Here is a 24,845-nt window from a genome sequence, read left to right on the forward strand (position 1 = left end):
TACTGGGCAGCCCTTGCCTTTGGCTAACGGGCTGGTGCCACCTCGCCCGTATTGGACTTTCACCAACAAGTCAGCGCCCATGCTGGGCGCACCGCAGAAAACCCGGGCGAGCCAGTGGCTCGCCCGGGCCTTCGTATGCGTTTACATTCCGGCCAGCGCCACCCGTACCAGTTCGGAGACCGGCCCGGGCAGGACGCCCAGCAGCAGGGTACCCACCGTGGCGATGACCAGCACCACCTCGGCGGCGGTGCGGGCGGGGGCGTACACCTCGGCCCCCTCCTCCGCCACAGGCGCCGCCTTCGTGCGGGTGAAGGCCGTGCCGATCACCTTCAGGTAGACGTAGGCGGAGATGCCGGTGGAGAGGATGAGACCGGTCAGCACGATCCAGGCGCTGCCGCGCACCGCGGCGATCGCCAGCAGGAACTTGCCCACGAAGCCGCCCGCCGGCGGGATGCCGGCCAGGCCGAAGAAGAGCAGGGCCAGACAGGCGCCGACCCAGGGCTTCCGGTAGAAGAGCCCCTTCAGGTTGGCGATCTGCGAGCCGTCCACCCCCTCGGCCTCCAGGATCCGCACCACGGCGAAGATGCCCATGGTGGCGAAGCCGTAGGCGGCCAGGTAGTACGCGGCGGCAGAGAGCCCGTCCAGGCCGAGGCCGGGGATCGCCATGATCAGGTAGCCGGCGTTGGCGATGCCCGAGTAGGCCATCAGCCGCTTCAGATCGCTCTGCCAGATGCCCACCGTCGAGCCCAGCATCATCGAGGCGAAGGCCAGGATCGAGAGCGGCAGCAGGAAGGACGGCTGGTACTCGGCGGGAACCGCAGCGACCAGCAGGCGGGCCATGGCGGCAAACGCGGCCGCCTTGGTGCCGATGGCCATGAAAGCGGTCACCGGCGTCGGCGAGCCCTGGTAGACATCAGGCGCCCAGATGTGGAACGGCACCAGCGCCATCTTGAAGGCGAGGCCGACGATGGCGAGCCCAACGCCCACCTTGTAGTAGAGCCCAACCGCCCAGGAGCCCTCGCTGCTGAAAGCACGGGCCGATTCAGCGATGCCGGCGATGGACATGCTGCCCGTGGCGCCGTAGATCAGGGCGAAGCCGAAGATGAGGAAGGCGGCGGCCACCGATCCGAGCACGAAGTACTTGAAGGCGGCCTCCCGGGCGGCCGTGCGCTCGGGCGCAAACGCGATCATCACGTACAGCGCCAGCGAAAGCAGCTCGATGCCCAGGAAGATCACCATCAGGTTGCCGGCGCCGCCCAGGAGCACCATGCCCATGGCGCCCCAGAGCAGCAGGGCGAGGTAGCCGGACCGGTCCTCGTGCAGCCGGCCGACGGAGAGCAGGACCGCCAGCAGGGCGGCGATCAGCAGCACCAGCCCGTAGACGGCGGCGAAGCGGTCCATCACGAGCATGCCCGCGAAGCCGGACGGCTCGGCCGCACCCTGCCAGAGCGGCAGCAGGTAGTACCCGGCGACCAGCACGGCGCCGATGGCCGTGAAGTACATGGCCGCCTGGATCTTCTTGTAGTCGAAGAACAGGTCGAGCAGCAGGATCAGCAGCGCCCCGGCGGCCAGCGCCAGGAGCGGCGCCGCTATCGTGAAGTTGAGATCGACAGGCACGCGAGCCCCTCCTTACATGACCACCGGGTGCTTATACGTAGAACACGTAGTACGCGACCACCAGCACCACGCCGCCGAAGACGGTGAGCGCATAGGAGCGAACCAGGCCGTTCTGCCAGTGGCGCAGCATGCCGCCCAGCTCCCGGGCCACTGCGCCCAGGCCGTTGACGACGCCGTCGATCGCCCGGGGATCGAACAGGTCGCCGACGAACTCGGCCATCGCCTTCGCAGGCTGCACGAACAGGTAATCGTACAGGGTGTCCACATAGAACATGTTGTACAGAATGCCCGGCTTGTGCAGCGGATCGAGCTCGACCGCCCGGCGCAGCCCGTCGGGCCGGTAGAGGTACCAGGAGACGGCGCCGCCGATGAGAGCCACCGCCACGGAGAGCCCGGCCACCAGCGGGTTGATGGCTTCGGCGTGCAGCTCCAAGGTCGGGAAGGCCGGCTCCAGGGCGGAGAGCTGGTAGTGGCCGAAGAAGAGCCAGCCCGAGACCACCGAGAGCACCGCCAGGATGGCCACCGGCCACTTCATGGCGGCAGGCGTCTCGTGGTGGTGATCGTGGTGGGCATGTGCGTCGTGGGCGTGCACGGCAGCCTGCGCCCGGCCCTTCTTCTTGCCGACGACCTTGGCCGCCGGCGCCCAAGCGTCGCCCAGGAAGACCAGGCTGAAGAGCCGCACGTTGTAGAAGGCCGTCATGCCGGCCGCCAGCACGGCGATGACGAAGAGCGCCCACTGGTGCTCGTGGTAGGCCGCCAGCAGGATCTCATCCTTGGAGAAGAAGCCGGCAAACGGCGGCAGGCCGATCAGGGCCAGGGCGGCGACGCCGAAGCAGATGGCGGCGAAGCGGTCGCGGTACCAGAGGCCGCCCATGTGCCGGATGTCCTGGTCGCCGTTGTAATGGTGGACCACGATGCCGGCGGTGAGGAAGAGGCCGGCCTTGAAGAAGGCGTGGGTGAAGAAGTGGAAGTCAGCGGCCACGTAGGCGCCGAGGCCGTTGGCCAGGAACATGTAGCCGATCTGGGACAGGGTCGAGAACGCCAGCACCCGCTTGATGTCGAACTGGCCGGCCGCCACCAGGGCGCCGAAGAGGGCGCCCAGGCCGCCCACCCAGGCGACGGCCAGGGCCGCGCCGGAGGCCATCTCGTAGATCGGGTGGGCCCGGGAGACCAGGTAGACGCCGGCCGTGACCATGGTCGCGGCGTGGATGAGCGCCGACACCGGGGTCGGGCCCTCCATGGCGTACGGGAGCCAGGTGTGCAGCGGCAGCTGGGCCGACTTGGCCACGGCGCCGATCAGCAGCAGCAGGCCGATCAGGTTGAGGGCGGCGTTGCTGCCCTGGCCCTGTGCGATGGCGCCGAAGACATCGGTGAACTTGAAGGAGCCGAAGTTGGCGTAGATGAACGCGATGCCCGCGAACAGGCCCGCCTCGCCGATGATGTTCATGACGAACGCCTTGATGGCGGCGTTCTGCGCCGAGGGCTTCGTGAAGTAGAAGCCGATCAGCATGTAGGAGGCGAGGCCGACGCAGCCCCAGCCGATGGCCAGGCCGATGAAGTTGTCCGAGAGCACCAGCAGCGACATGGCGTAGATGAAGAAGTTCATCTTCGCCATGAAGCGGCCGTAGGACTCGTCATCCCGCATGTAGGCCGTGGAGTAGATGTGGATCAGCAGGCCGGCCCCGGTGACGACGAGCGCCCACCAGATGGAGAGCCCGTCGGCCACCAGGCCGAGGCTCGCCACGGCGCCCCAGGAGGTGAGGGCGGAGCGGATCGGTTCCGTACCGGCGGCGCCGTAGTACTGCACCGCCAGCGCCACCACCATCGCGAACGCGGCTGCGACGGAGCCGCAGGCCACCCAGGACACCGTGGTCTTCGACCAGGTGTTCCGGAAGTAGCCCACGATCGCCGCGCTCAGGAGCGGGACGACGACGATGGCCGGCAGCATCCAGGCGAGGTCCATGGTCACACTTCCTTCCCGGGTGGATTAGCGCTTCAGCTCGGTGATCTCGTCCACGTCGGCGTGCTCGCGGCGCCTGAACAGCAGCACCGTGAGCGCCAGGCCGATGGCCACCTCGGCGGCGGCGACGGTGATCACCAGGAAGGCCATGATCTGGCCCTCGTAGCCGCCGTGGGCGCGGCCGAAGGCGACGAACAGCAGGTTGGCCGAGTTCAGCATCAGCTCGATGGACATCAGCATGGCCAGCGGGCTGCGCCGCACCAGGACGCCGATGCCGCCGAGGGCGAACAGGACGGCGGAGAGGGCGACGTAGGCATTCAGCGCGAATGCGGGCATCATCTGGCTCTCCTCCCCCCTACGCCTTCTGACGGCCGACGAGGATCATGACCCCGATCACGGCCACCATCAGGATGAATGCGATCACTTCGAACGGGAACACATACGTGGTGAGCAGCTGGTAGCCGAACTCACGCACCGTGCCGAACTGGCCGGGCACCTGCGTCCAGCCCTTGCCGCCCTCGGCGCCGAACAGGCCGACGATGCCCAGCATCACCAGCAGGGCGCCGCCCACCGAGAAGCCGGCGATGGCGGAGCGGGTCAGCTTGCCGGCGTCCTTCTCCACCGGGTCCTTGCGGGCCGAGAGCAGCGCGATCACGAACAGGAAGAGGATCATGACGGCGCCGCCGTAGACGATCAGCTGGATCACCGCGAGGAACTCGCTCTGCAGGCTGAGGTAGAGCGCCGCCAGCCCGACGAAGCTGAAGACGGTTGCGATCACCTGGTGCACGGGCTGCTTGGCCAGGATCACCCCGAGGATGCCGGCGACGGCCATCAGCCCCGCAACGATGAAGAGGAGGTTCATGAGTTCACCGCCTTACGCCGGAACGGGGGGTAGACGTTCAGGGGAACCTTGAAGCCCGAGGGATTCCGGTTCAGCAGCTGATCCTTCTGCAGGATCAGCGACTCCCGCGTGAAGTCGGCCAGCTCGTACTCCTGCGTAAGGTGCAGGCACTCCGTGGGGCAGGCCTCCTCGCACATGCCGCAGAAGATGCAGCGGAGCAGGTCCACCTGGTACTTGTACCCGTACCGCTCGCCGGGGCTGTGCGGGTTGTCGGGGTCGTTCTCGGCCGCCAGCACCGTGATGGCCGCCGCCGGGCAGGCCACCTGGCACAGCTCGCAGCCGACGCACATCTCCAGCCCGTTCTCGTACATCCGGAGCTCGTGCCGGCCCCGGAAGCGCGGAGGCCGCACCCGCTTTACGTCGGGATAGTTCAGGGTTACCTTCTTGCGGAACAGGACCTTCAGGGTCGTCGCCATGCCCTTGGCGATCGCCGCGAGTCCATTCATGTCAGAACACCTCCCCTACCTGCGGGCTACGCCCACAGGGCGACGTAGATGGCCGTGCCCACCAGGTTCAGGGCCGCCACCGGGAGCAGCACCTTCCAGCCGAAGACCATCAGCCGGTCGTAGCGGAAGCGGGGGAAGGTGCACTTGATCCAGTAGAGGACGAAGAGCATGAAGCAGACCTTGATCAGGAACCAGGCGAAGCCGGGGATGAAGCTGAGGCCGAACCACGGGTTGTAGCCGCCGAGGAAGAACGTGGTGGTCAGCACGGCGGAGTTCACGGCGTGGGTCAGCTCGCTCAGGAAAAAGAGGCCGAACCGCATGCCGCCGTAGTCGGTGTGGTAGCCGCCGACGAGCTCCGTCTCGCCTTCCGGCAGGTCGAAGGGCGTCCAGCCGGCCTCGGCGAGGCTCGCGGTGAAGTAGACCAGGAAGCCGAGGAACTGCGGCACGAGGTTGATCAGGTTCCGCTGGCTCTCCACGATGTCGAACATCGAGACCGAGCCCGACAGCAGGATGACGCCCAGGAGCGCCATCGCCATGGCCAGCTCGTAGGAGATCATCTGGGCGGTGGAGCGCATGGAGCCCAGCAGGCCGTACTTGTTCTGCGAAGCCCAGCCGCCGAGGGCGACGCCGTAGACGCTCATCGACGAGACGGCCAGCAGCACCAGCACGCCGGCGTTGGGGTCGGCCATCACCGACCACTCGCCCCGCGGGGCCCAGGGGATGACGACCCAGACGCCCAGCGCGGTGAAGAAGGCGATGATCGGCGCCAGCCGGTAGATCAGCGGGTCCGCCTTCTCCGGGACGATGTCCTCCTTGAAGAGCATCTTCACCACGTCGGCAATCGGCTGCAGCACGCCCCACGGGCCGACCTTGACGGGGCCGAGCCGGTAGGAGAAGTAGCCGAGGAACTTCCGCATGAAGAGCAGGAAGACGGCGACGGTCAGCGTAACGGAGACGGCCAGCACCAGCGCCTTCACGAGCATGATCAGCAGCGTCATCATGTCAGTCCGCCACCTCCACTGCCAGCTTCGCCACGGAGACGGCCACCGGGGCGGAGCCACGGGTCAGCGCATTCACGGGAGCGGTGCTCAGGCGCCGGATCGCCTGCACGGTGCCGGCCACCACCCGCTTGTCGACCGATGCGGTGAGGGCCAGCTTCGCCTCGCCCGCCGCCAGCTCCACCCGGTCGCCCTCGGCGATCCCGAGGCGGGCGGCGTCTGCGGGGTTGAAGAGTGCGGCCGCCTTCGGCAGCACGTGGTTGAACTCGGCGTCGAACTGCGCCGTGGAACCGCCGGCGTAGAGGCGGTCCACCGGCACCAGCCAGAGCTCGTTCTCGCCGGCCGCCCGGGCGGGCTCGCTCTCGGCGGCCGCACCCTGCAGCAGCGAGACCGGGGCGCCCTTCAGCACGGTGCCCTCCTCCAGCTTGCCGACCAGCCGGGCGATCTCCGCCGCGGTGGCGGCCGGCGAGGAGGCGATCTTCACGCCCAGGGCGGCGGCGAGGCCCACGAGGATGTCGCCGTCAGGCTGCGCCTGGCCCTCGAGCCGCTTGGCGGCCTTGACGGTCTGCACGGCGCCGTCGAGGGCGGTGTAGGAGCCGGTCTTCTCGCCCAGGGTCGCGGCGGGAAGCACCACGTCGGCCAGCGCGACCGTCTCGTTCATGAACAGGTCCGCGACGACCACGAAGGCCTTCTCCAGGGCCGCCTGAACCAGGTTCCGGTCGGGGTAGGTGTTCATCAGGTTGGCGCCGGCCAGGTAGAGGGCATCGATCTGGCCCTCGGCGGCGGCCTTCAGCATGCCGGCGGTGTCGAGGCCGGCCTCGGCGGGCAGGCTCCGGGTAGTCCAGACGCCCGCCACCGCGTCGCGGCCGCGGCTGTCGGACGCGCTGTTGAAGCCGGGCAGGTAGCCGGGCAGCACACCCATGGCCTCGGCGCCGCGGCTGTTGTTCTGCGCACCGGGCACCAGGATCGAGACCGGGTTGCCGGCCGACTTCAGGGCCGCGGCCAGTTCGAGCAGCGCCCGGCCCGTCTGGGCGTTCTCGCCGCTCCAGACCACGGCGACCCGCTTGCCGCCTCCGATGAGGGCGGCCATCTCCTTCAGGGTCTCCGGGTCAGCGCCGGACGCCGCGGGCTTGGCCCCACCGACGACGGCGGCCAGGGCCCGCAGCACGCCGGCGGTCTCGCCGGGCTTCAGCTGGATGCGGGCGTGCCGGCCGCGGTACTTGGGCAGCACCGAGCCGATCAGGGCGATCTTCGCCAGCTTGCGGTCGGCCATGCGCCGGATCCGCAGGTCCATCACCGGGGCGGTCTCGGCCGGATCCACGTCCACGACGAGGATCGCCTGGGCCGAGGAGAGGTCGGCCTGCCGGCCCGGGAAGGTACCGACGGAGGCGACGACCTGGCCGGTCACGCGGTGGTCGATGTTGTTGGTCTTGAGCGCCAGGCGGGCGAACTTGGAGAGCAGGTAGGCCTCCTCGTTCGTCAGCTTGCCGCCGCCGATGACGCCGAAGCCCTTGCCGCCCTTCTCGGCGGCGACGGCCTTGAACCGCTCGGCGATCACCGCGAAGGCCTCGGCCCAGGTCACCGGCACAAACTGCCCGTCGCGCTTCACCATGGGCCGGGTGATGCGCGCTTCAGCCTGTGCAAACTTGTAGTTGAAGCGGCCCCGGTCGCAGAGCCAGCCGTTGTCGATCTCCGGGTTCTCCCGGTTGGTGAGCCGGAGCAGCTGGCCGTGCCGGAACTCGAGGTTGACGTTGCAGCCCACCGAGCAGCCGGTGCAGACCGAAGGCGCCTTGGAGAGGTCCCACGGGCGGGCCTTGAACCGGTAGAGCTCGGAGGTGAGGGCGCCCACCGGGCAGAGCTCGATGGTGTTGCCGCTGAAGTAGGAGTTGTACTCCTGCCCCTCCATCGTGGTCACCGTGTTGAGGTGGCCGCGCTCCTCGATGATCAGGTTGCCTTCGGTGGCGACCTCCTCGTCGAAGCGCACGCAGCGCCGGCAGAGGATGCAGCGCTCGTTGTCGAGCACGATGAAGTTGCCCAGCTCCACCGCCTTGTTCTTGCGGATCTTGCCGTCCAGCAGGCGGCTGGTGGAGGGGCCGTGGGCGAAGGTCAGGTCCTGCAGGTCGCACTCGCCGCCCTTGTCGCAGACCGGGCAGTCCAGCGGGTGGTTCAGCAGGAGGAACTCCAGCACGCCCCGGCGTAGATCGGCGACCCGGTCGGTCTGGGTGTGGACGACCATGCCGTCGGTGACCGGCGTGGTGCAGGCGGGCTGGGGCTTGGGGATCTTCTCGATCTGAACCAGGCACATGCGGCAGACGCCGGCCGGGTCCAGCTTCGGGTGATAGCAGAAGACGGGGATCTCGATGCCGACGGTCTTGGCCGCCTCCACGAGCAGGGTGCCCTTCGGAACCCGCGCGGTGCGACCATCGATCGTCACGGTGACAAGCTGCTGCTCGCTCACGCCGGCCGCACCTCCTTCACGCGGTTGATATAGCGCTCGAGCTCCTCGGGGAACAGCTTCAGCAGGGAGACGGGGAACGTGACCGCAGCGTCGGAGAGCACGCAGATCGTGGTGCCGGCCATCTGGGTCTGCATGTCGGCGATCATCTTCAGGTCGCCCTCGGTGCCGCCGCCGGCCTTGATGCGGGCGAAGACCCGCTCCAGCCAGTGGGTGCCCTCGCGGCACGGCGTGCACTGGCCGCAGGACTCGTGGGAGTAGAACCGCGTCCAGTAGAGCGCCACGTCCACCAGGTCAACGGTGTCGTCGTAGACGATCACCGCCGCGGTGCCCAGCAGCGACCCCGCGGCCGCCACGGACTCGAAGTCCATGGGCACGTCCAGGTGCTCGGGCGTGAGCATCGGCGTCGACGAGCCGCCGGGCTGCACCGCCTTCAGCTTCCGGCCTGGCCGGAGACCGCCGGCGGTCTCGATCACCTCGCGCAGCGTGACGCCCATGGGCAGCTCGTAGTTGCCGGGGCGCTGCACGCAGCCGGAGACGGTGAAGAGCTTCGGGCCGCAGGACTTCGGATTCGACGGGTTGGCGGTGATCTTGGTGTACCACTCCCACCCGTTCTTCACGATGTGCGGCACGTTGGAGATGGTCTCCACGTTGTTGATGATGGTCGGGCAGCCGTAGAGGCCGACCACCGCCGGGAACGGGGGCTTGACCCGCGGCTCGCCGCGCCGGCCCTCCAGCGAGTTCAGCAGGGCCGACTCCTCGCCGCAGATGTAGGCGCTGGCGCCGCGGTGGACCGTGATCTCCTGGCTGAAGCCGGTGCCCAGGATGTTCTGGCCCACGTAGCCCTTCTTCCGGGCGTCCTCGATGGCCTTCATGAGGATCTCCGCGCCGCGCTTGAACTCGCCGCGGATGTAGATGAACGACTGGGTGATCCGGTTGGCGAAGGCGGTGATGATGATGCCCTCGATCAACTGGTGCGGATTGGCGTAGATCAGGGTGCGGTTGTTGCAGGTGCCGGGCTCAGACTCGTCGGCGTTGACCGTGAGGTAGCGGGGGCGGCCGTCGTTCGGCAGGAAACCCCACTTGACACCGGCCGGGAAGCCGGCGCCGCCGCGGCCGCGCAGGTTGGCCTTCTTGACCTCTTCCACGATGGCCTGGGGCTCCATGGAGGTCAGCGCCTTGCGCAGCGCCTGATACCCGCCCTGCGCCTCGTACACATCGATGTTGGTCAGGTCGACCTTCCCGATGCCCTTCGTGAGCACAGGTTCAAACTGCATCGCTTCTCGGCCTCCTTGTTACTCGCCCTTCTCCTCGGCCGGGGTCGCATTCGGGGCGTCAGCCGGAGCGGCCTCCGCCTCTTCGGCGGCCCGGGCCTCTTGGCAGGCGCAGGGGGCATCGACGAAGCCCGGCCACGTGTCCTGGTCCTCGCCGTTCATCAGCGGCAGCTTCTCCAGGAAGGCGTCGGGGCCCTTGCCGGCGCGCAGGTCGGCCACCAGGGCGTCGAACTTCGCCGGGGTCATCTTCACGACGTATTCGGTGTTCACGTGCATCACGGGGGCCAGGTCACACGCCGCCAGGCACTCGCCGGTCACCTCGAGGGTGATGAGGCCGTCGGGCGTGGTCTCCCCCACCTTGATGCCGAGGGTCTGCTCCATGTGCTGCACCAGCTTGTCGCCGCCGGCCAGCAGGTGGCAGGCCATGTTGCCGCAGACGGTGATCAGGTACTTGCCGATCGGCTGCCGCTTGAACATGGAGTAGAAGGAGCAGACCGAGTTGACGTAAGCGGGGGAGACGCCGCAGATCTCGGCGATCGCCTCGATGTCGGAGAGGGCGACGTAGCGCCCCTCGCGCTCCCGCATGGCCAGGTGGAGCAGCGGCAGGATGGCCGACCGCTCGCGGCCCTCAGGATAGCGGCGGAGGATCTCCGCCACCTCCTCCTTGCAGGTCTCCGGCCAGCGGGGCGGATGGACCTCCTGAACCGTGGCCTTCTTCTCGTGTTCAGCCATTTAGCGGTCCACCTCCCCGAAGATGGGATCGATGGTGGCGATGGCGCCGACCACGTCGGCGAGCATCTGGCCCTGCAGGAGCACCGGCAGCGAGTAGACGGCGTAGAACGAGGGCGGACGGACCCGTACCCGCATCGGCTTGTTGCCGCCGTCGGAGACCACGTAGAAGCCGATCTCGCCGCGGGGCGACTCGATGGCCTGGTAGACCTCGCCCGCCGGCACGTCGAAGCCGTGCTGCACCAGCTTGAAGTGGTGGATCAGGGCCTCCATCGAGTGCCTGACCTCCTGCTTGGGCGGCAGCACCAGCTTCCGGTCGTCGATGATGTGCCGGTCGTCCCAGGGCAGGTTGTCCAGCGCCTGGCGGATGATCTTCAGCGACTCGAACATCTCGTCGAAGGTGATGGCCACCCGGGACCAGGAGTCGCCGTCGGTGTACACCGGTACGTCGAAGTCGTAGTTCTCGTAGCCCAGGTACGGGTAATACTTGCGCACGTCGTAGTCGGAGCCGGTCACCCGCAGGTTGCGGCCGGTGAGGCCGTACTGCAGGGCCTGTTCGTAGGTGATGACGCTGACGCCCTTGGCCCGGTCCATGAAGATCGGGTTGTAGAGCATGACGTCCTTGAGCTCCTGAATGCGGCTCGGGGCCAGCTTCAGGAACTCCTCCACCATCTCCTTGAAGTTGTGGGGCAGATCGTAGGCCAGGCCGCCCACCCGCATGTAGGAGGGGTTCATGCGCTGGCCGGTGGTGTGCTCGAAGATGTCGAGGATGCGGTCGCGCAGCTCGAACGCCCAGAAGATGGGCGTGCCGATGTTGCCGTAGTCGAGGCCACCGGTGCCGAGGCCCACCAGGTGCGAGGCGATCCGGTTCAGCTCCAGCAGGATCACCCGGGCGACCCGGGCCTTCTCGGGGATGCGGTCCTCGATGCCGAGCAGCTTCTCCACGGCCATCACGTAGCCGGTGTTGTTGGAGATGGGCGCCAGGTAGTCCATGCGGTCCATGACCGTCGTGGCCTGGTTCCAGGTGAGGTGCTCGGCGGTCTTCTCGATGCCGGTGTGCAGGAAGCCCGTCTCGGGCTCAGCCTCGACGACGGTCTCGCCCTCGAGCACCAGCTTCACCCGCAGGACGCCGTGCGTCGCAGGGTGATGCGGGCCGATGGAGAGCTGCATGCGCTCGGGCCGCTGCTCGTCCAGGTGCAGTTCGTCTGCCATGCTCACCCTACTCTCCTTCCTTGGCGGGCTCCGTCTCGACGAACGGGTGGTACCGGTTCTCGTCGGCGGGCATCTCGAGGCTGATGAGGGCGCGCGGGCCGCGCAGCGGGTAGTCGCGCCGCAGCGGGTGGCCCTCCCAGTCGTCGGGGTTCAGGATGCGGGTCAGGTTCGGGTGGTTCACGATGTTGAGGCCGAACTGGTCCCAGATCTCCCGCTCGGCCGCGTTCGCCATGGCCCAGATGTGGCTCAGGGTGTGCACCGGCTCCCTCTCGTCGAGCTTCACGCGCACCCGGATCATGCCGAGGCCCTTGGCGCCCTTCGGATCCTGGGCCGGCATCTCCCTGAGGTGGTAGACCAGCTCAAAGCGCGGCTCCCGCTTGGGGTAGTAGTCGACCGCGGTGATGTCGACCAGCATGTGAAAGCCCCGCTCCTTGAGCCACAGGGCCACCGGCAGGTGAACGTCGCTGGCGACGTAAACCTGCGGGATCCGGTCGTTGGTCATCGGGATGACCTCGACCTTGCCAGGGAAAGCCTCGAGCAGGGCGGGGATGACCTCATTGATCACGCGCTCGCGGGCGGCGTCGACCCGCTCGTGCATCGCATTAGCCACGGATGATTACGCCTCCCCTCGGGTCGTCCTTGCGAATCTGATCGCGGAGCTTCTGCACCGCGTAGATGACCGCTTCCGGGGTCGGCGGGCAGCCCGGCACGTAGATGTCCACCGGCAGCATGTTGTCGACGCCCTGCATGATGGCGTAGTTGTCGAAGATGCCGCCGGTCGAGGCGCAGGCCCCGAACGCCACCACCCACTTGGGTTCCAGCATCTGGCTGTAGACCTGCTTGATCACCGGCGCCATCTTGTTGGAGACGCGGCCGGAGACGAACATCAGGTCAGCCTGCCGGGGAGAGGCACGGAAAGCCTCGGAGCCGAACCGCGCGATGTCGTAGCGCGGACCCGAGGCCAGGTTCATCATCTCGATGGCGCAGCAAGCCAGGCCGAAGGTGAGCGGCCACACGGAGTTGGCCTGCGCCCAGCGCAGGAACGAGTCGACTGTGGTGGTCAGGAAGCCACCCTGGTCCTTGAACACACCGTCCGTGCTCATCGCCAGTTGAAGCCCCCCTTCTTCCAGACATAGGCATAGCCCACGGCCAGAACGGCCATGAAGGTAACCATCTCAAGGAGTCCAAACGCCCCCAGGGAGCGCAGGTTGACCGCCCAGGGGTAGAACGACGCCGTCTCGACGTCGAATACGACGAACAGCATGGCCACCAGGTAGAACTTCACCGGGAAGCGCCCGGCAAACGGGGCCGTGGGATGACCGGACTCATAAGGCAGGAGCTTGTACGGTTCGGGCTTCTTGCGCCCGAAACTGGTGCCCAGAACGCTCATGGCGGCCGCAAAGACGAGCGCGACCAGCAAGTAGATGAGCAAGGGCAGATAGGGATGCATTCGCCAGCCTCCTTCGGGTTACAGTAGGGTAAACGAAGCGCGAACGCTTGTGAACACCGGAACGAGCCAGGGACAGATAACCGAACTTTCAGTCTGCAGGACCAGGCCAAAAGTAGGTCAGACTCTTGTAGACAGTATACCAAGGTGCCATACCATATGTCATCCCGATTGTGAATGAGCGCTCAAGCAAAAAACGGGCCTAACGCCCGTTCCTGCCGTTCCCACTTGGCTTCCAGCCAGAGGCGGCCATCATCCGGGGGCATCGGAGCGGTCCACCCTTTCACGATATCCAGTTATGAGATTCAGTTCTAGAATATCTCCGACCCCAACTAATGATACTAAAAGCTCGTAGACGTGGTCAAGCCATGTGGCGGCAGGTACCTCCCTGGCCGCCACCAGCTCCACCTGCCGTTCGCTGGCACTGCTGCCAGGCGTCTCCACCCGGACGCGGCCCAGCTGCTGGCCGGCGCGCACGGGCGCACGCAGGGGGATGGCCAGGTCGACCTCCATGGGGGGCGCCTCTGCGGCGGTGCGCGGCAGCACCACGGCGAGGTCGCGCTCGAATGCCACGGGAACCGCGCGCCGCTTGCCCCCCCTCACCGGCAGGTGCACGAGCACCTCCCCGGCCCGCCCCAGCCGGGCCAGCCGGAAGTTGCGGAAGCCCCACTCCAGCAGGGCCGCAGACTCCCGCCACCGGTTGGACGCGTTCAGCACGACCGCGATCAGCTTCTGCTCGTCCCGGGTCACGCTGGAGACCAGGCAGGCCCCGGCCGCCCCGGTGGTGCCGGTCTTCACGCCGTCGGCGCCCTCCAACCACGTGAGCAGCCGGTTGGTGTTGTAGAGCACCACCGTGCGGCCCAGCTCCTCGTAGGTCAGCTCCTTGACGGGCGTGGCCACGATCTCGGCGAACAGCGGGTTCTGCAGCGCCGCCCGGGTGATGACCGCCAGGTCGTAGGCGGTGCTGAGGTGGTCGGGGTGGGTGAGGCCGTGGGGGTTGACGAAGTGCGAGTTCTTCGCCCCGAGCCGCTGGGCGCGCTCGTTCATGAGCACGGCGAAGTCCTCCACCGAACCGGCGATGGCCTCGGCGATGGCCACCGCGGCGTCGTTGCCCGAGCGCAGCAGGAGCCCGTAGACCAGGTCGTGGAGGGAGTGCACCTCCCCCTCCCGCAGGTACATCGAGCTGCCGGGCGTCGTAGCCGCCCGCCTGGAGATCTTCACCTTGGCGTTCAGGTCGCCCCGCTCCAGGGCGATGAGCCCGGTGAGCACCTTGGTGGTGCTGGCCGGGTGGAGCCGCTTGTGGGCGTTGTGCTCCCAGAGCACGTCGCCGGTGGCGGCGTCCATCAGCACGGCGCCGTGCGCCCAGATCTGGGGCGGGGACTCCACCTGCTCCCTGTAGTGCTCGATCAGCGGGACCGGCCTGACCGCCGCCGCCCGGACCGCCGCCGCAGCCGGTTCACCCGCGGCGACCAGCATGAGCAGCGTGATAAAGAAGGAAAGGATCCGATGCACGACGCGCCACCTCCACGGGGTAGTATGGTGCGCCGCGGCGCGGCGGTATCCTTGGCAAGTTATCGGCTGAACTGGGCACAGGCGGGCGATCTGCGAGCGTTCGGCATGCGGCCCGGTTCCCGGCCGGTCCGGCCGGACCTGCGGCCGATCTCGGCGGTGCCCGCTTTGCGAGACGCGAAGAGTCCGGCCGCAACGGGCCGGACTCGCCTTACTCGCTCTTTTCGCTCTTGAAGTTGATCCAGTAGGGACCGCCCTCCAGTCCGTGCTGGACGGGCTCGCCGTTGAGCGTGATCTCCAGGCCGGCCACGAAGCCGATGCGCACCCGGAAGCCGTCGCCCTGGAACGAGAGGGGACCGCTCGCCTTCGCTGAGAACAGTTCCTCGCCGGAGGCGCTGTAGACGGCAAGCCAGGGGAATCCCTGCTTGAAGTCCATATGCAGGTCGATTGGCGATGCGGAGATCGTGATGTCGACCTCGTCGCCGACCGGCTTGCCAACCGTGATCACGGGCTTCGCCGGCTCAGGCGGTGGCTCGGGCTCCGGTTCGGGTTCGGGTTCGGGCTCCACCGCGGGCGGGGGCGATTCCGAGCTGGGCTGCTGCGCCACCGGCTCGCTGGGCGGGGGCTCCGGCCCGGCTGCCTGCTGCGACCAGAGCCAGTAGCCCAGGCCGGCGAGCGGCAGGATGACGATCAGCGAGACGAGGATCCGCCGGGCGATGTAGACGCCGGGCCCTGGGCCGCGCTGCCGCCGCTTCGTCCGGCCCCGGCCGGACCGGCGGGGGGCCTGCACGAAGGCAGGGGGTCTGGGCGCCGGGGCCGTACGCGGCTCGGCGGGACTCGCTGCTGCCACCTCTGCCTCGGCGGTGCGCACCTCGGCCGAAATTGCCCCGTCCTCCTCAGGGGCGGCAGGGCGGTTCTTCCGCTCCTTGTACTCCTGCACGAGGGCCTCGCCGTCCAGGCCGAGGAAGTTGCCGTAGGTTCGCAGGAAACCCTTGACGTAGACCTCCCCGGGGATGAGGACAGTCCGTCCGGATTCGAGGGCCTCAATGTATTTCTTGCGGATTCGGGTCTCCTCTTCGACCTCCTGCAGCGTGATCCCCTTGGCCACGCGCGCCTCGCGCAACCGCCGGCCAATCTCTTCCATATGCTATCAACCTCCCGCTGCTGGGACGACCCCGGGTGGTAATCTATACCTCCAGATGCACCCATCTTCTCCAGCAACGGGCGAAATCCCTTCCACCAAGTCACACGTTTGCGAAAAGGTGCGGGCAGCGTAAATGTGCTGTGTGCGCGCCCTACTCCTCAGGTCGGGCGGGGACGATGATGCCGCCTGCCGCGGCGATGCGCGCCAGGCCCTGCTTGTGGCTCTCCTCGTCGTACGAGTCCACGAGGTTCTCGTCCACCGTGGCCCGCAGGCCGGCCTCGACGGCGGACTCCACCGCCGCCAGGACGCAGACGGGCGTGATCAGCCCCGTCACCAGGACCTCCTCCACCCCCTGCGCCTTGAGGAAGTCCAGAACCGCACGGCCGGAGCGCCCCACCATGCCGGCCGGGCCCTTCATCACGTACCCATCCACCAGCCGGTAGGTGGGCTTCTGGATCCAGATCAGGTCGTCGCCCAACCGCTCGAACGCCGCGGCGATGGCCGCCGTCGGCTGCCACCCCGGGGTGCCGTACTCGCAGTGTGGCGGGTAGAGCTTCAGCTCCTCCCTGTAGGCTTCGTACGCCTGGTCCATGTACGCCTCGAACCGGTCCTGCCCCATGGTCTCCTGCAGCATGCGCCGGTAGGTCACCAGGTGCTCCGGGTGGTGGAGCGGCGGGTGCGTGTCGGCGGTGGCCACCACGAACCCGCCCTCGGCGTGGACCGCGTCGATCAGGTCAGCGATGCGCCGCATCTTCGGGTCCGACCGCTGGAAGCTGGTCAGGCTGCCCTGCTCGTCGTTGAAATCGACCTGCGTGTCGATCACCAACAGCGCTCGCCTTGCCATCGGCAAGTCTCCCTCCTGTCTCTCCCCAGTCGCCGTTACGGGTGCAGGCGGTTGAGCAGGCGCGGGAAGGGAATGGTCTCCCGCACGTGCTCGAGGCCGCAGATCCAGGCCACCGTCCGCTCGATCCCCAGGCCGAAGCCGGAGTGGGGAACCGAGCCGAAGCGGCGCAGGTCGTAGTACCACCCGTATGTCTCCATGTCAAGCCCGTGCTCCTCGAACCGCCGCTTCAGCAGCTCGGGGTCGTGGATGCGCTCGGACCCGCCGATGATCTCGCCGTAGCCCTCGGGGGCCAGCAGGTCGGCGCCGAGCACCACCTCGGGGTTCTCGGGGTCGGGCTGCATGTAGAAGGCCTTCACCTTGACGGGGAACTTCTCCACGAACACCGGCTTGTCGAACTGCTGGGTGAGCACCGTCTCGTGGGGCGCGCCGAAGTCCTCGCCCCAGGGGATGGGCTCCCAGTCGTCGCCGGGCTTGTGCAGCTTCTTCAGCAGCTCCACGGCCTCGGTGTAGGTGATGCGCGGGAACGGCGGCTTCACCTTCTCGAGCATGCTGGTATCGCGCCCGAGAACCTTCAGGTCGGCCGCCCGGCGCTCCAGCACCCGCTGCACCACGTAGGAGACCATCTCCTCCTGGAGCTTCATGTTGTCCTCATGGGTGAAGTAGGCCGCCTCGGGCTCCACCATCCAGAACTCGATCAGGTGGCGGCGGGTCTTGGACTTCTCGGCCCGGAAGGTGGGCCCGAAGGTGTAGACCCGGCCCAGCGCCATGGCGGTGGCCTCCACGTACAGCTGCCCGGACTGGCTCAGGAAGGCCGGCTCGTCGTTGACGTAGGTGGTCTCGAACAGGTTGGCGCCACCCTCCGCCGCCGTGCCCATCAGGATGGGCGACTCGGTGAGGACGAAGCCGCGGTCCTGCAGGAACTGGTGGATCGCCATCGTGATCTCGTTGCGGATGCGCAGGATGGCCGCCTGGCGCGAGGAGCGCACCCACAGGTGCCGGTGGTCCATCAGGAACTCCGTGCCGTGCTCCTTGGGCGTGATGGGATACTCCTCGGCGATCTGGACGATCTCCAGCTCCTGCACGCCGATCTCATACCCTCCCGGAGCGCGGTCGTCCTTGCGCACCGTGCCGCGGATGATGATGGACGACTCCTGGGTCAGCCGCTTGCCGGCCTCGAAGACCTCCGGCGGCACGTCCTTGATGAAGAGCACGGCCTGGCAGACGCCGGTGCCGTCGCGGAAGATGATGAACTGGATCTTGCCGGAACTCCGGTAGTTCTGCACCCAGCCGCGCAGCTCCACCGTTTCGCCTTCATGCTGCGGCAGGTGACTGACGGTAACCCATTTCATGTGATTGGCCCTCCTGCGTGGGAACAGCATCTCCCCTGATGATACCACGCGAGCGGGCAAACTGGAAAACGATTTGGAGACGCCCACCTGGGGCGTCTCCGTGTGCGCCCGTTCTCAACCTACTTCTGACCGGCCTCTCAGGTCGGGCCGGCGCGGCCCGGGCCCTCTGCAGCCCATTCAGCCGCCGTGTCCGCACCCGAACGCTCCGCTCTCCCTGCGTCCATCGTTCCCGCACGGGAGTGGCCCAGCCCCTCCGCGGAAAGCGTGTCCGAACGGGCGCACCCCGCTCTCGCTCCGTCCATCGTCTCCGCACGTGGGCGGCCCAGCCCCTCCGCGGACAGCGTGTCCGAACCGGAGCACCCCGCTCTCGCTCCGTCCATCGTCTCCGCGCGTGGGCGGCCCAGCCCCTCCGCGGACAGCGTGTCCGAACCGGAGCACCCCGCTTTCGCTCCGCCTATCGTCTCCGCACGTGGGCGGCCCAGCCCCTCCGCGGACAGCGTGTCCGAACCGGAGCACCCCGCTCTCGCTCCGTCCATCGTCTCCGCATGGAAACAGCCCAGCCCCTCCCCGGTAAGCACGTCCGCACCGCAGCGGTCTGATGCCTCCACGCCCTGCGGTTCCGCGTCAGTGCGTGCCGACCCGTCCACGGCCAGCGTGGCCACGCCCAGCGCCCCGGCGCCTGCGTGCGCCGCGAGCGCGGGCCCGGCCTCTGCCACCAGCACGGAGACGCAGTCGAACCGGTCGCGGATGGCCGCCATCAGGCGGTGGGCCTCGGCCGGTGCGTTGGTGTGCACCACGGCGAGGTGCACCCGGTGCCCCTGCGCCCGCCGCTGGGCCAGGCTGACCATCCGCTCCACCGCCTGGCTCCACCCTCGCACAGTCGCCACCACCTCGATCACCGACTGGCCGATGTACAGCACCGGCTTGATGGCCAGAAGCCCGGCCAGCAGCGACTTGCTGAGGGAGACCCGTCCGGAGCGGCGCAGCTGGGTCAGCTGCGGGATGGCCGCATGGAGGGCGGCCCGCTCCCGCAATCGTTCGAGCAGGGCAGCGATCTGGCTCAGCGGGGCGCCCTCCAGCGCGGCCCGGGCCGCGGCCACGACCATCAGCCCCAGCGCCAGCGACGTGGTGCCCGAATCTACCACCTGAACCGCGCCGGCCGGCAGGACGGCCGCCGCCATCCGCGCGGCGTTGATCAGGCCGGACTTACTCTCCATCAGGTGGATCGAGAGCACCTGGTCGCCGTCCTGCGTCAGCTCCCGGTAGACCTGCTCGAACTCGGCCGGGGCCGGGGTGGACGTGGAAGGCGGCGTGTCGCCGCCCAGGAGTGCGTAGAAGCGCGCGGTGTCGTCCACGCCGTCCCGGTACACGGTGGAACCGAAGAAGATCGGAACGGGGACCACGGTAATGGACAGCTCTCTGCACAGGTCTGCCGGGACTCCCGCGGTGCTGTCAGTCACGATCCGCACGCTCATGGACGGCCCCCCTGAGTTGTGACCAGGTATTAACGGCAGGTTTTATTGCAGTTCGACAACGCGCCGCCTGTTCCTGCCCGGATCAACCATTGCCGTGCAGGCAACCCCAGGAGTTGCGAATAAACCGTGGTACAAATAAATGGAGCGTGAACTGGACGATAGGTTATAATCAAGGAAACAGCAGGATGCAGCCGAAGGAGGGAGGCCCATGTCCCACCTGTACGAACCGGACCGGCCCCGCTCCGCCCGGCGCGAGTGGCGCCGGCGGGAAGAGCGGCGCAGGCGCTACGCCCGCAGGCGTGCGGTCGCCCTCCTCGTCGTGACCGGGCTGCTGGTTGGACTGGGCTTCGGCATCCGCTGGGTCGTGCTGCGCCTGTCCGGGACCGCGGAGCCGACGGCTGCCCCGCCTTCCCGCACCCCGGACGCGCAGTCTCCGGCTGCACTGCCCTTCACGCCCGAACGCCTGATCCCGGGCCCCGACCTGAACGACGACGGCGTGCCGGAACGGATTGCGGTCTCCGCCCTCGAGGACGGGCGGATGCGGGTGGCGCTCCTCACCGGACCCGAGGATGAGCCGGGTATTGTCGGCCAGGTCGTCACCGTGGCCGAGGGCACGGTCGACATCGTGGTCCTTCCCCGTGCCGGGCACCTGCTGGTGTGGCGCGGTTCGCTGCCGGGTGAGGGTGAGCCGGTCGCGGTGGCGGTGGGTGGCGATACGGCCCTGGAGGCCCGGGGGGGCGAGCCCTTCTACCGGGCATGGTCGCTGGACATGAACTTCGGCCTGGTTCCCGCGGATTACTACGCCGCGGCGGCACCCCTTACTCCCCCCGAACCGACGGTCATCCTGGTGGACAAGGGCCTGAACGTACTCTGGCACTACCGCGACGGCGAGTTGGTGCAGACGGCGCGGGTCTCGACTGGACGGCACATCGCGGGCCCGGCCCCGAGTCCGGCGAACTGGGGCGAGAACATGGTGACGCCGCTGGGCCGGTTCACCGTCGACCGCCTGGTACCGGGGATGCCGTACTACAAGGAAGGGATCCCTGCACTGGACCCGGCGAACCCCCTGGGGACCAGGTGGATCGGCTTCAGCGTGTTCCCCGGCGACAACGGCTCGCTCTGGGCCATCCACGGCACCCACGCGCCGGAGAGCCTCGGCCGGTGGAACTCCGAGGGGTCGATCCTCATGAGCAACCGCGAGGTGGAGAAGCTGTACGATGCCGTGGAGCTGGGCACGCCCATCGTCATCCAGGACAGCCTGACCGGGCGTTAGTCTGGCCGCCCGGGGCTCGAGAAATGAAGGCGGCGACCCTCCCTCACGGGACGGTCGCCGTTTCTGTTGGCACGATCTTAGGGGTGCCTTTTCACTTCCCGGGGTCGCTGCCGGTGTCATCCGCCGGCCGGCCGCCGCCCGGGGCGTAGGTGGGATAGTACGGGGGCGAAGCCGCCTGCCCGTCGGTGCCGCCACCGTTGCCGCTCCGTCCGCCGGGCCGCCCGCTGCCGCCACGGCCCCTGCGAGCCCGCACGATGAGCCAGATCAGGCCGCCCACGAGCCCGCCCACCACCGCCAGGAAGAGCAGGACCGGGATCAGCGCCACGAGCCCGATCAGCAGCGACTCGGCCAGCGCGACGGTGTTGTGCCACGACTGCAGGAAGCCGTCACGAATGCGCTCGCCCAGCGTCTGCGGGTCGCGCACCGGCGTGGGTACGCCGGGCTCGTAGAGGTTCACCCGGATGGTGCTGAAGGCCACCTGATTGGCGAGGTAGTTGTACCGCCCCTTCAGCGACTCGAGGTCCGCGGTCACCCGGGCGATCTCGCGTTCGAGCTCGATCATCTCGGTGACCGAGCCGCTCTTCTCGTACAGCTTCCTGAGCTGAGCCAGGTGGGCCTCGCCGGTCTGAATGCGGGCCTCCAGGTCGAGGTACTCCTCGGTGACATCGTTGGTCCACTGCCGCAGGTCGATCTGCTCGCCCAGGGTGTTCATCAGGTCCAGGACCGACCCGTAGCTGCCGGCCGGCACCCGCACGGTCATGTTGACCCGACGCCCGCTCTCGCGGGTGCCCGTCACCCGGTTCTCCTGCACGTAGCCGCCGGCGGCGCGCACCGCCTCGTTGATGGCGTCCAGCGCATCGTCGACGTTGCGCACGCTCAGCTCGACCTCGGCGTTCTGGATGATCTTCCGGTCGGCGACCGATGCCGTCACGCTCGCCACGGGTGCGCCCGCCGTGTCGCGGATGGAGAGGGAAAGGGACTTCACCGCCCCGTCCGCAGGAGCCTGCGCCGCCGGTGCAGCCCCGGGCGCGGAGGCGTTGGAGCTGCCGCGGTACCCGCCCGTGGCCATCTCGCTGGAGCCGGACCCGCCCGCGCCACAGCCGGTGAGGACCACGCTCAGTATCAGGCCAAGCATGAGCCAGATGGTTCTCTTTCTCATCCGGAGCAACCCCTCTCTGTGACTCCGTCTCGCACAATAGACGTATGATCGACCCTACCCGTTTCCGGACTCCCACTCTGGGTGTTCTTCAAGTCTGAACGGTTTTCCTGTGCCGTCGAACGGGCTCGGGACGTGGCGGCCGCGCCGACGCGCGTGAACCCTGAAGTTCCGACGCTTTGAGAGCGGTTCCGAGGCTTGAGCCAGAGTGTCTGTCTGACGAACTCACGCCGCGTGCGGTTCTGAGGCAGTCTCAAACCGTCGGAGGTTCGCGGCGTCCAAGGGTGCCACGGGCGTACCGGGGGCCCCTGGGCATGCCGGGAGGTGTCAGGGCGTGCCGGAGGGGCCCAGGGCGTGCCGGAGGGGCCCAGGGCGTGCGGGGAGGCCCAGGGGATGCCGGGGCGGCCCGGGCACCGCAGCGCTGGTTGAACCCCGAAGTTCCGACGCTTTGAGAGTAGCTCCGAGGCTTGTGCTAGAGGGGCTATCTGGCGAACTCGCTTCGCCTGTGACTTCGCGGCAGTCTCAAACCGTCGGAGGTTCGCTGCGTCCAAGGAGGCCACGGGCGTACCGGGGGCCCCGGGGCATGCCGGGAGGTCTCAGGGCGTGCCGGAAGGGCCCAGAGCGTGCGGGGGGACCCAGGGGATGCCGGGCGGCCCAGGGGATGACTGGGCGGCCCAGGGGATGCCGGGTTGGCCCGGGCGCCGCGGCGCTGGTTGAACCCCGAAGTTCCGACGCTTTGAGCGTAGCTCCGAGGCTTGTGCTAGAGGGGCTGTCTGTCGAACTCTCTCCGCGTGCGGCTCCGAGGCAGTCTCAAACCGTCGGAGGTTCGCTGCGTCCCCGGGGTCCCAGGGCGTTTCGAGGGTGCTGGGGGTGCCGGGAGGCCCAGGGGTGCCGAGGGGGCCGGGGCATCCCGGGCGCCGAGGCGCTGGTTGAACCCCGAAGTTCCGACGCTTTGAGCGTAGCTCCGAGGCTTGTGCTAGAGGGGCTATCTGGCGAACTCGCTTCGCCTGTGACTTCGCGGCAGTCTCAAACCGTCGGAGGTTCGCTGCGTCCAAGGGGTCCACGGGCGTACCGGGGGTCCCAGGGCATGCCGGGAGGTCTCAGGGCGTGCCGGAGGGGCCCAGGGGATGCCGGGGCGCCCCAGGGGATGCCGGGGGGCCCACGGGGTGCTGAGGGGGCCGGGGCGTCCCGGGCGGCGCTGGTTGAACCCCGAAGTTCCGGCGCCTTGAGAGCAGCTCCGAGGCTTGTGCTAGAGGGGCCGCCTGGCGAACTCGCTTCGCCTGTGACTTCGAGGCAGTCTCAAACCGTCGGAGGTTCGCGACTGTCGATCACCGAGCACCTCAGGACCAGCCGTCCCGTCCCCGAGCCGAGCCAACAGAAAACGCAGTGGTGCACGGCGTGCACCACTGCGAAAGGCGATGTTCGTTCCAGATCACTACACCGGCGGGACGGCGTGCTTCTTCTCCGGCCAGCGGAGCTGCTTGCTCTCGTAGAAGGCGAACCGGGCCAGCAGCTCGTCCCGAACACGGTCAAAGGGGATGATGGCGTCGACGATCAGCTCGGAGGCCAGGCGGTAGATGTCGATGTCCCGCCGGTACTCCTCCCGGAGCTGGGCGACGTAGGCCTCCCGCTCCTCCGGTGGCTTCTCGGCGATCTTGTTGGCGTACACGGCGTTCACCGCGGCCTCGGGTCCCATCACCGCGATCGAGGCCGTCGGCAGGGCCAGCGTGCAGTCCGGCTCGAAGCCGGGACCGGCCATAGCGTAGAGGCCCGCGCCATAGGCCTTGCGCACCACCAGGCAGATCTTCGGCACCGTCGCCTCGCTGACAGCCGCGATGAACTTGGCCCCGTGCCGGATAATGCCCTGCCGCTCCACCTTCGTGCCAATCATGAAGCCCGGGACGTCGGCCAGGAAGAGCAGGGGGATCTCGAAGGCGTCGCAGAGCCAGATGAAGCGGGCGGCCTTGTCGGCCGAGTCGACGAAGAGCACCCCGCCCTTGACTCGCGGCTGGTTGGCCACGATGCCCACCACGCGGCCGCCCATCCGGGCGAAGCCGGTGATCAGCTCGGGCGCAAACCGCTTCTTGATCTCGAACCAGGTGCCCTCGTCGATGATGCGGTCGATCAGCTCGTACATGTCAAAGGCGGCGTTCTGGTTGACCGGGATGATCTCCTCCAGCAACCGGCCGGACCTCGGCTCCACCGGCGCGGTGTCTGCGGGCCGCTCGCCGGTACGCTGCGGGAAGTAGCTCAGGTAGCGCCTGGCGAGCTGGATGGCCTCCTCCTCGCTCTCGCACAGCACGTCGCCGCAACCGGAGATCGCCGTGTGCATCTCCGCGCCGCCCATCTCCTCCAGCGTCACCTTCTCGCCGATCACCATCTCGGCCATGCGGGGCGATCCCAGATACATGGAGGCGTTGCCCTTCACCATGAGGACAACGTCGCAGAAGGCCGGGATGTACGCCCCACCGGCCGCGCTCGGTCCGAAGAGCAGGCAGATCTGCGGCACCAGGCCGCTCAGCCGAACCTCGTTGTAGAAGATCCGGCCAGCGTGGCGGCGGCCGGGGAACATCTCCACCTGGTCGGTGATGCGCGCCCCGGCGGAGTCCACCAGGTAGAAGAGCGGCACCCGCAGTCGTTCCGCGGTCTCCTGGATCCGCAGGATCTTCTCCACCGTGCGGGCGCCCCACGAGCCTGCCTTCACGGTGGAGTCGTTGGCCATGATCGCCACCGGGCGGCCGTCGATGCGCCCCAGGCCGGTGATCACGCCGTCAGCCGGCAGGTCGCCGGCCTCGCAGTTCGCGAAGAGCCCGTCCTCGACGAAGGAGCCGGCGTCCACCAGCAGCCGGATCCGCTCCCGCGCGAACAACTTCCCCTTGGCCCTGGCCTGCTCGTGGTACCGCTCTGCTCCCCCCTTCTTGATGCGCTCCTCCCGCGCCCTCAGTTCCGCATCCAGGCTCATCGGCCTCTCCCCCTCTGCCGATTCTCTCTGTTCCTCCGCTCCGTTTCGGACGGTCGGGTGAGTGCACGCTGCGGCGGCCCTCCCCGTCCGTTTC

The 24,845-nt window shown here is 68.2% G+C and carries 21 protein-coding genes; 1 reads left to right on the forward strand and 20 read right to left on the reverse strand.

Features of this window, described 5'->3' with window-relative positions; translation table 11 throughout:
- Window positions 1-141 precede the first annotated feature (141 nt).
- From J2Z79_RS04760 to J2Z79_RS04845, 18 genes are all read right to left on the reverse strand, one after another.
- Window positions 142-1,617, reverse strand: coding sequence for an NADH-quinone oxidoreductase subunit N (locus J2Z79_RS04760; protein WP_209465724.1), 1,476 nt, complete (start codon window positions 1,615-1,617; stop codon window positions 142-144).
- Between the two features lie 31 nt (window positions 1,618-1,648).
- The gene (nuoL, locus tag J2Z79_RS04765; protein ID WP_209465725.1) at window positions 1,649-3,580 is read right to left on the reverse strand and encodes an NADH-quinone oxidoreductase subunit L; all 1,932 of its coding nucleotides are present in this window, start codon (window positions 3,578-3,580) and stop codon (window positions 1,649-1,651) included.
- Window positions 3,581-3,604: 24 nt separating this feature from the next.
- Window positions 3,605-3,916 carry an NADH-quinone oxidoreductase subunit NuoK gene (nuoK, locus tag J2Z79_RS04770; RefSeq protein ID WP_425353532.1) on the reverse strand — a complete coding sequence of 104 codons (312 nt, stop codon included), beginning with the start codon at window positions 3,914-3,916 and terminating at the stop codon, window positions 3,605-3,607.
- A gap of 16 nt (window positions 3,917-3,932) precedes the next feature.
- Window positions 3,933-4,439, reverse strand: coding sequence for an NADH-quinone oxidoreductase subunit J family protein (locus tag J2Z79_RS04775; protein ID WP_209465726.1), 507 nt, complete (start codon window positions 4,437-4,439; stop codon window positions 3,933-3,935).
- Window positions 4,436-4,924 carry an NADH-quinone oxidoreductase subunit NuoI gene (gene nuoI, locus J2Z79_RS04780; RefSeq protein WP_209465727.1) on the reverse strand — a complete coding sequence of 163 codons (489 nt, stop codon included), beginning with the start codon at window positions 4,922-4,924 and terminating at the stop codon, window positions 4,436-4,438. The genes J2Z79_RS04775 and nuoI overlap by 4 nt, the downstream gene beginning before the upstream one ends.
- A 26-nt stretch (window positions 4,925-4,950) precedes the next feature.
- The gene (nuoH, locus tag J2Z79_RS04785; RefSeq protein WP_209465728.1) at window positions 4,951-5,925 is read right to left on the reverse strand and encodes an NADH-quinone oxidoreductase subunit NuoH; all 975 of its coding nucleotides are present in this window, start codon (window positions 5,923-5,925) and stop codon (window positions 4,951-4,953) included.
- Between the two features lies 1 nt (window position 5,926).
- On the reverse strand, window positions 5,927-8,380 hold the full coding sequence (gene nuoG, locus J2Z79_RS04790) for an NADH-quinone oxidoreductase subunit NuoG (protein WP_209465729.1): 2,454 nt from the start codon (window positions 8,378-8,380) through the stop codon (window positions 5,927-5,929).
- A complete protein-coding gene (gene nuoF, locus J2Z79_RS04795; protein WP_209465730.1) occupies window positions 8,377-9,654 on the reverse strand; it encodes an NADH-quinone oxidoreductase subunit NuoF in 1,278 nt (425 codons plus the stop codon). Before nuoF ends, nuoG begins: the two co-directional genes overlap by 4 nt.
- An 18-nt stretch (window positions 9,655-9,672) precedes the next feature.
- The gene (locus J2Z79_RS04800) at window positions 9,673-10,383 is read right to left on the reverse strand and encodes an NADH-quinone oxidoreductase subunit NuoE family protein (protein ID WP_209465731.1); all 711 of its coding nucleotides are present in this window, start codon (window positions 10,381-10,383) and stop codon (window positions 9,673-9,675) included.
- Window positions 10,384-11,592 (reverse strand): NADH dehydrogenase (quinone) subunit D, encoded by a 1,209-nt coding sequence (nuoD, locus tag J2Z79_RS04805; protein WP_245302173.1) that lies wholly within the window; start codon window positions 11,590-11,592, stop codon window positions 10,384-10,386.
- A gap of 7 nt (window positions 11,593-11,599) precedes the next feature.
- Entirely contained in the window at window positions 11,600-12,202 is a 603-nt protein-coding gene (locus tag J2Z79_RS04810) for an NADH-quinone oxidoreductase subunit C (protein WP_209465733.1), read from the reverse strand.
- Window positions 12,195-12,695, reverse strand: a complete 501-nt coding sequence (locus J2Z79_RS04815; RefSeq protein WP_209465734.1) for an NADH-quinone oxidoreductase subunit B — start codon at window positions 12,693-12,695, stop codon at window positions 12,195-12,197. Before J2Z79_RS04815 ends, J2Z79_RS04810 begins: the two co-directional genes overlap by 8 nt.
- Window positions 12,692-13,042 carry an NADH-quinone oxidoreductase subunit A gene (locus tag J2Z79_RS04820; RefSeq protein ID WP_209465735.1) on the reverse strand — a complete coding sequence of 117 codons (351 nt, stop codon included), beginning with the start codon at window positions 13,040-13,042 and terminating at the stop codon, window positions 12,692-12,694. The genes J2Z79_RS04815 and J2Z79_RS04820 overlap by 4 nt, the downstream gene beginning before the upstream one ends.
- 249 nt (window positions 13,043-13,291) lie before the next feature.
- Entirely contained in the window at window positions 13,292-14,551 is a 1,260-nt protein-coding gene (locus J2Z79_RS04825; RefSeq protein WP_209465736.1) for a D-alanyl-D-alanine carboxypeptidase family protein, read from the reverse strand.
- Between the two features lie 208 nt (window positions 14,552-14,759).
- A complete protein-coding gene (locus tag J2Z79_RS04830; protein WP_209465737.1) occupies window positions 14,760-15,692 on the reverse strand; it encodes a helix-turn-helix domain-containing protein in 933 nt (310 codons plus the stop codon).
- A 151-nt stretch (window positions 15,693-15,843) separates the two neighbouring features.
- Window positions 15,844-16,536 (reverse strand): cysteine hydrolase family protein, encoded by a 693-nt coding sequence (locus J2Z79_RS04835; RefSeq protein ID WP_209465738.1) that lies wholly within the window; start codon window positions 16,534-16,536, stop codon window positions 15,844-15,846.
- A 35-nt stretch (window positions 16,537-16,571) separates the two neighbouring features.
- A complete protein-coding gene (asnS, locus tag J2Z79_RS04840; protein ID WP_209465739.1) occupies window positions 16,572-17,885 on the reverse strand; it encodes an asparagine--tRNA ligase in 1,314 nt (437 codons plus the stop codon).
- Between the two features lie 137 nt (window positions 17,886-18,022).
- A complete protein-coding gene (locus tag J2Z79_RS04845; RefSeq protein ID WP_209465740.1) occupies window positions 18,023-19,360 on the reverse strand; it encodes a DegV family protein in 1,338 nt (445 codons plus the stop codon).
- 208 nt (window positions 19,361-19,568) lie between these two features.
- Between J2Z79_RS04845 and J2Z79_RS04850 the strand changes: the two genes are divergently transcribed.
- On the forward strand, window positions 19,569-20,633 hold the full coding sequence (locus J2Z79_RS04850; RefSeq protein ID WP_209465741.1) for a L,D-transpeptidase: 1,065 nt from the start codon (window positions 19,569-19,571) through the stop codon (window positions 20,631-20,633).
- Between the two features lie 91 nt (window positions 20,634-20,724).
- On the opposite strand, the gene J2Z79_RS04855 is transcribed toward J2Z79_RS04850, so the two are convergent.
- Complete coding sequence (locus J2Z79_RS04855; protein ID WP_209465742.1) at window positions 20,725-21,792, reverse strand: DUF4349 domain-containing protein; 1,068 nt, start codon at window positions 21,790-21,792, stop codon at window positions 20,725-20,727.
- A gap of 1,432 nt (window positions 21,793-23,224) precedes the next feature.
- Complete coding sequence (locus tag J2Z79_RS04860; RefSeq protein ID WP_209465743.1) at window positions 23,225-24,751, reverse strand: acyl-CoA carboxylase subunit beta; 1,527 nt, start codon at window positions 24,749-24,751, stop codon at window positions 23,225-23,227.
- Between the last annotated feature and the right edge of the window lie 94 nt (window positions 24,752-24,845).

Source organism: Symbiobacterium terraclitae, assembly GCF_017874315.1.
GTDB lineage: Bacteria > Bacillota > Sulfobacillia > Symbiobacteriales > Symbiobacteriaceae > Symbiobacterium > Symbiobacterium terraclitae.

Bases quoted from the DNA above. Each gene is read 5' to 3' on its own strand.
- nuoL (WP_209465725.1), bottom strand. From the start codon at position 3,580: ATGGACCTCGCCTGGATGCTGCCGGCCATCGTCGTCGTCCCGCTCCTG.
- nuoK (WP_425353532.1), bottom strand. From the start codon at position 3,916: ATGATGCCCGCATTCGCGCTGAATGCCTACGTCGCCCTCTCCGCCGTC.
- J2Z79_RS04775 (WP_209465726.1), bottom strand. From the start codon at position 4,439: ATGAACCTCCTCTTCATCGTTGCGGGGCTGATGGCCGTCGCCGGCATC.
- nuoI (WP_209465727.1), bottom strand. From the start codon at position 4,924: ATGAATGGACTCGCGGCGATCGCCAAGGGCATGGCGACGACCCTGAAG.
- nuoH (WP_209465728.1), bottom strand. From the start codon at position 5,925: ATGATGACGCTGCTGATCATGCTCGTGAAGGCGCTGGTGCTGGCCGTC.
- nuoF (WP_209465730.1), bottom strand. From the start codon at position 9,654: ATGCAGTTTGAACCTGTGCTCACGAAGGGCATCGGGAAGGTCGACCTG.
- J2Z79_RS04800 (WP_209465731.1), bottom strand. From the start codon at position 10,383: ATGGCTGAACACGAGAAGAAGGCCACGGTTCAGGAGGTCCATCCGCCC.
- nuoD (WP_245302173.1), bottom strand. From the start codon at position 11,592: ATGGCAGACGAACTGCACCTGGACGAGCAGCGGCCCGAGCGCATGCAG.
- J2Z79_RS04815 (WP_209465734.1), bottom strand. From the start codon at position 12,695: ATGAGCACGGACGGTGTGTTCAAGGACCAGGGTGGCTTCCTGACCACC.
- J2Z79_RS04820 (WP_209465735.1), bottom strand. From the start codon at position 13,042: ATGCATCCCTATCTGCCCTTGCTCATCTACTTGCTGGTCGCGCTCGTC.
- J2Z79_RS04830 (WP_209465737.1), bottom strand. From the start codon at position 15,692: ATGGAAGAGATTGGCCGGCGGTTGCGCGAGGCGCGCGTGGCCAAGGGG.
- J2Z79_RS04835 (WP_209465738.1), bottom strand. From the start codon at position 16,536: ATGGCAAGGCGAGCGCTGTTGGTGATCGACACGCAGGTCGATTTCAAC.
- asnS (WP_209465739.1), bottom strand. From the start codon at position 17,885: ATGAAATGGGTTACCGTCAGTCACCTGCCGCAGCATGAAGGCGAAACG.
- J2Z79_RS04845 (WP_209465740.1), bottom strand. From the start codon at position 19,360: ATGAGCGTGCGGATCGTGACTGACAGCACCGCGGGAGTCCCGGCAGAC.
- J2Z79_RS04850 (WP_209465741.1), top strand. From the start codon at position 19,569: ATGTCCCACCTGTACGAACCGGACCGGCCCCGCTCCGCCCGGCGCGAG.
- J2Z79_RS04855 (WP_209465742.1), bottom strand. From the start codon at position 21,792: ATGAGAAAGAGAACCATCTGGCTCATGCTTGGCCTGATACTGAGCGTG.
- J2Z79_RS04860 (WP_209465743.1), bottom strand. From the start codon at position 24,751: ATGAGCCTGGATGCGGAACTGAGGGCGCGGGAGGAGCGCATCAAGAAG.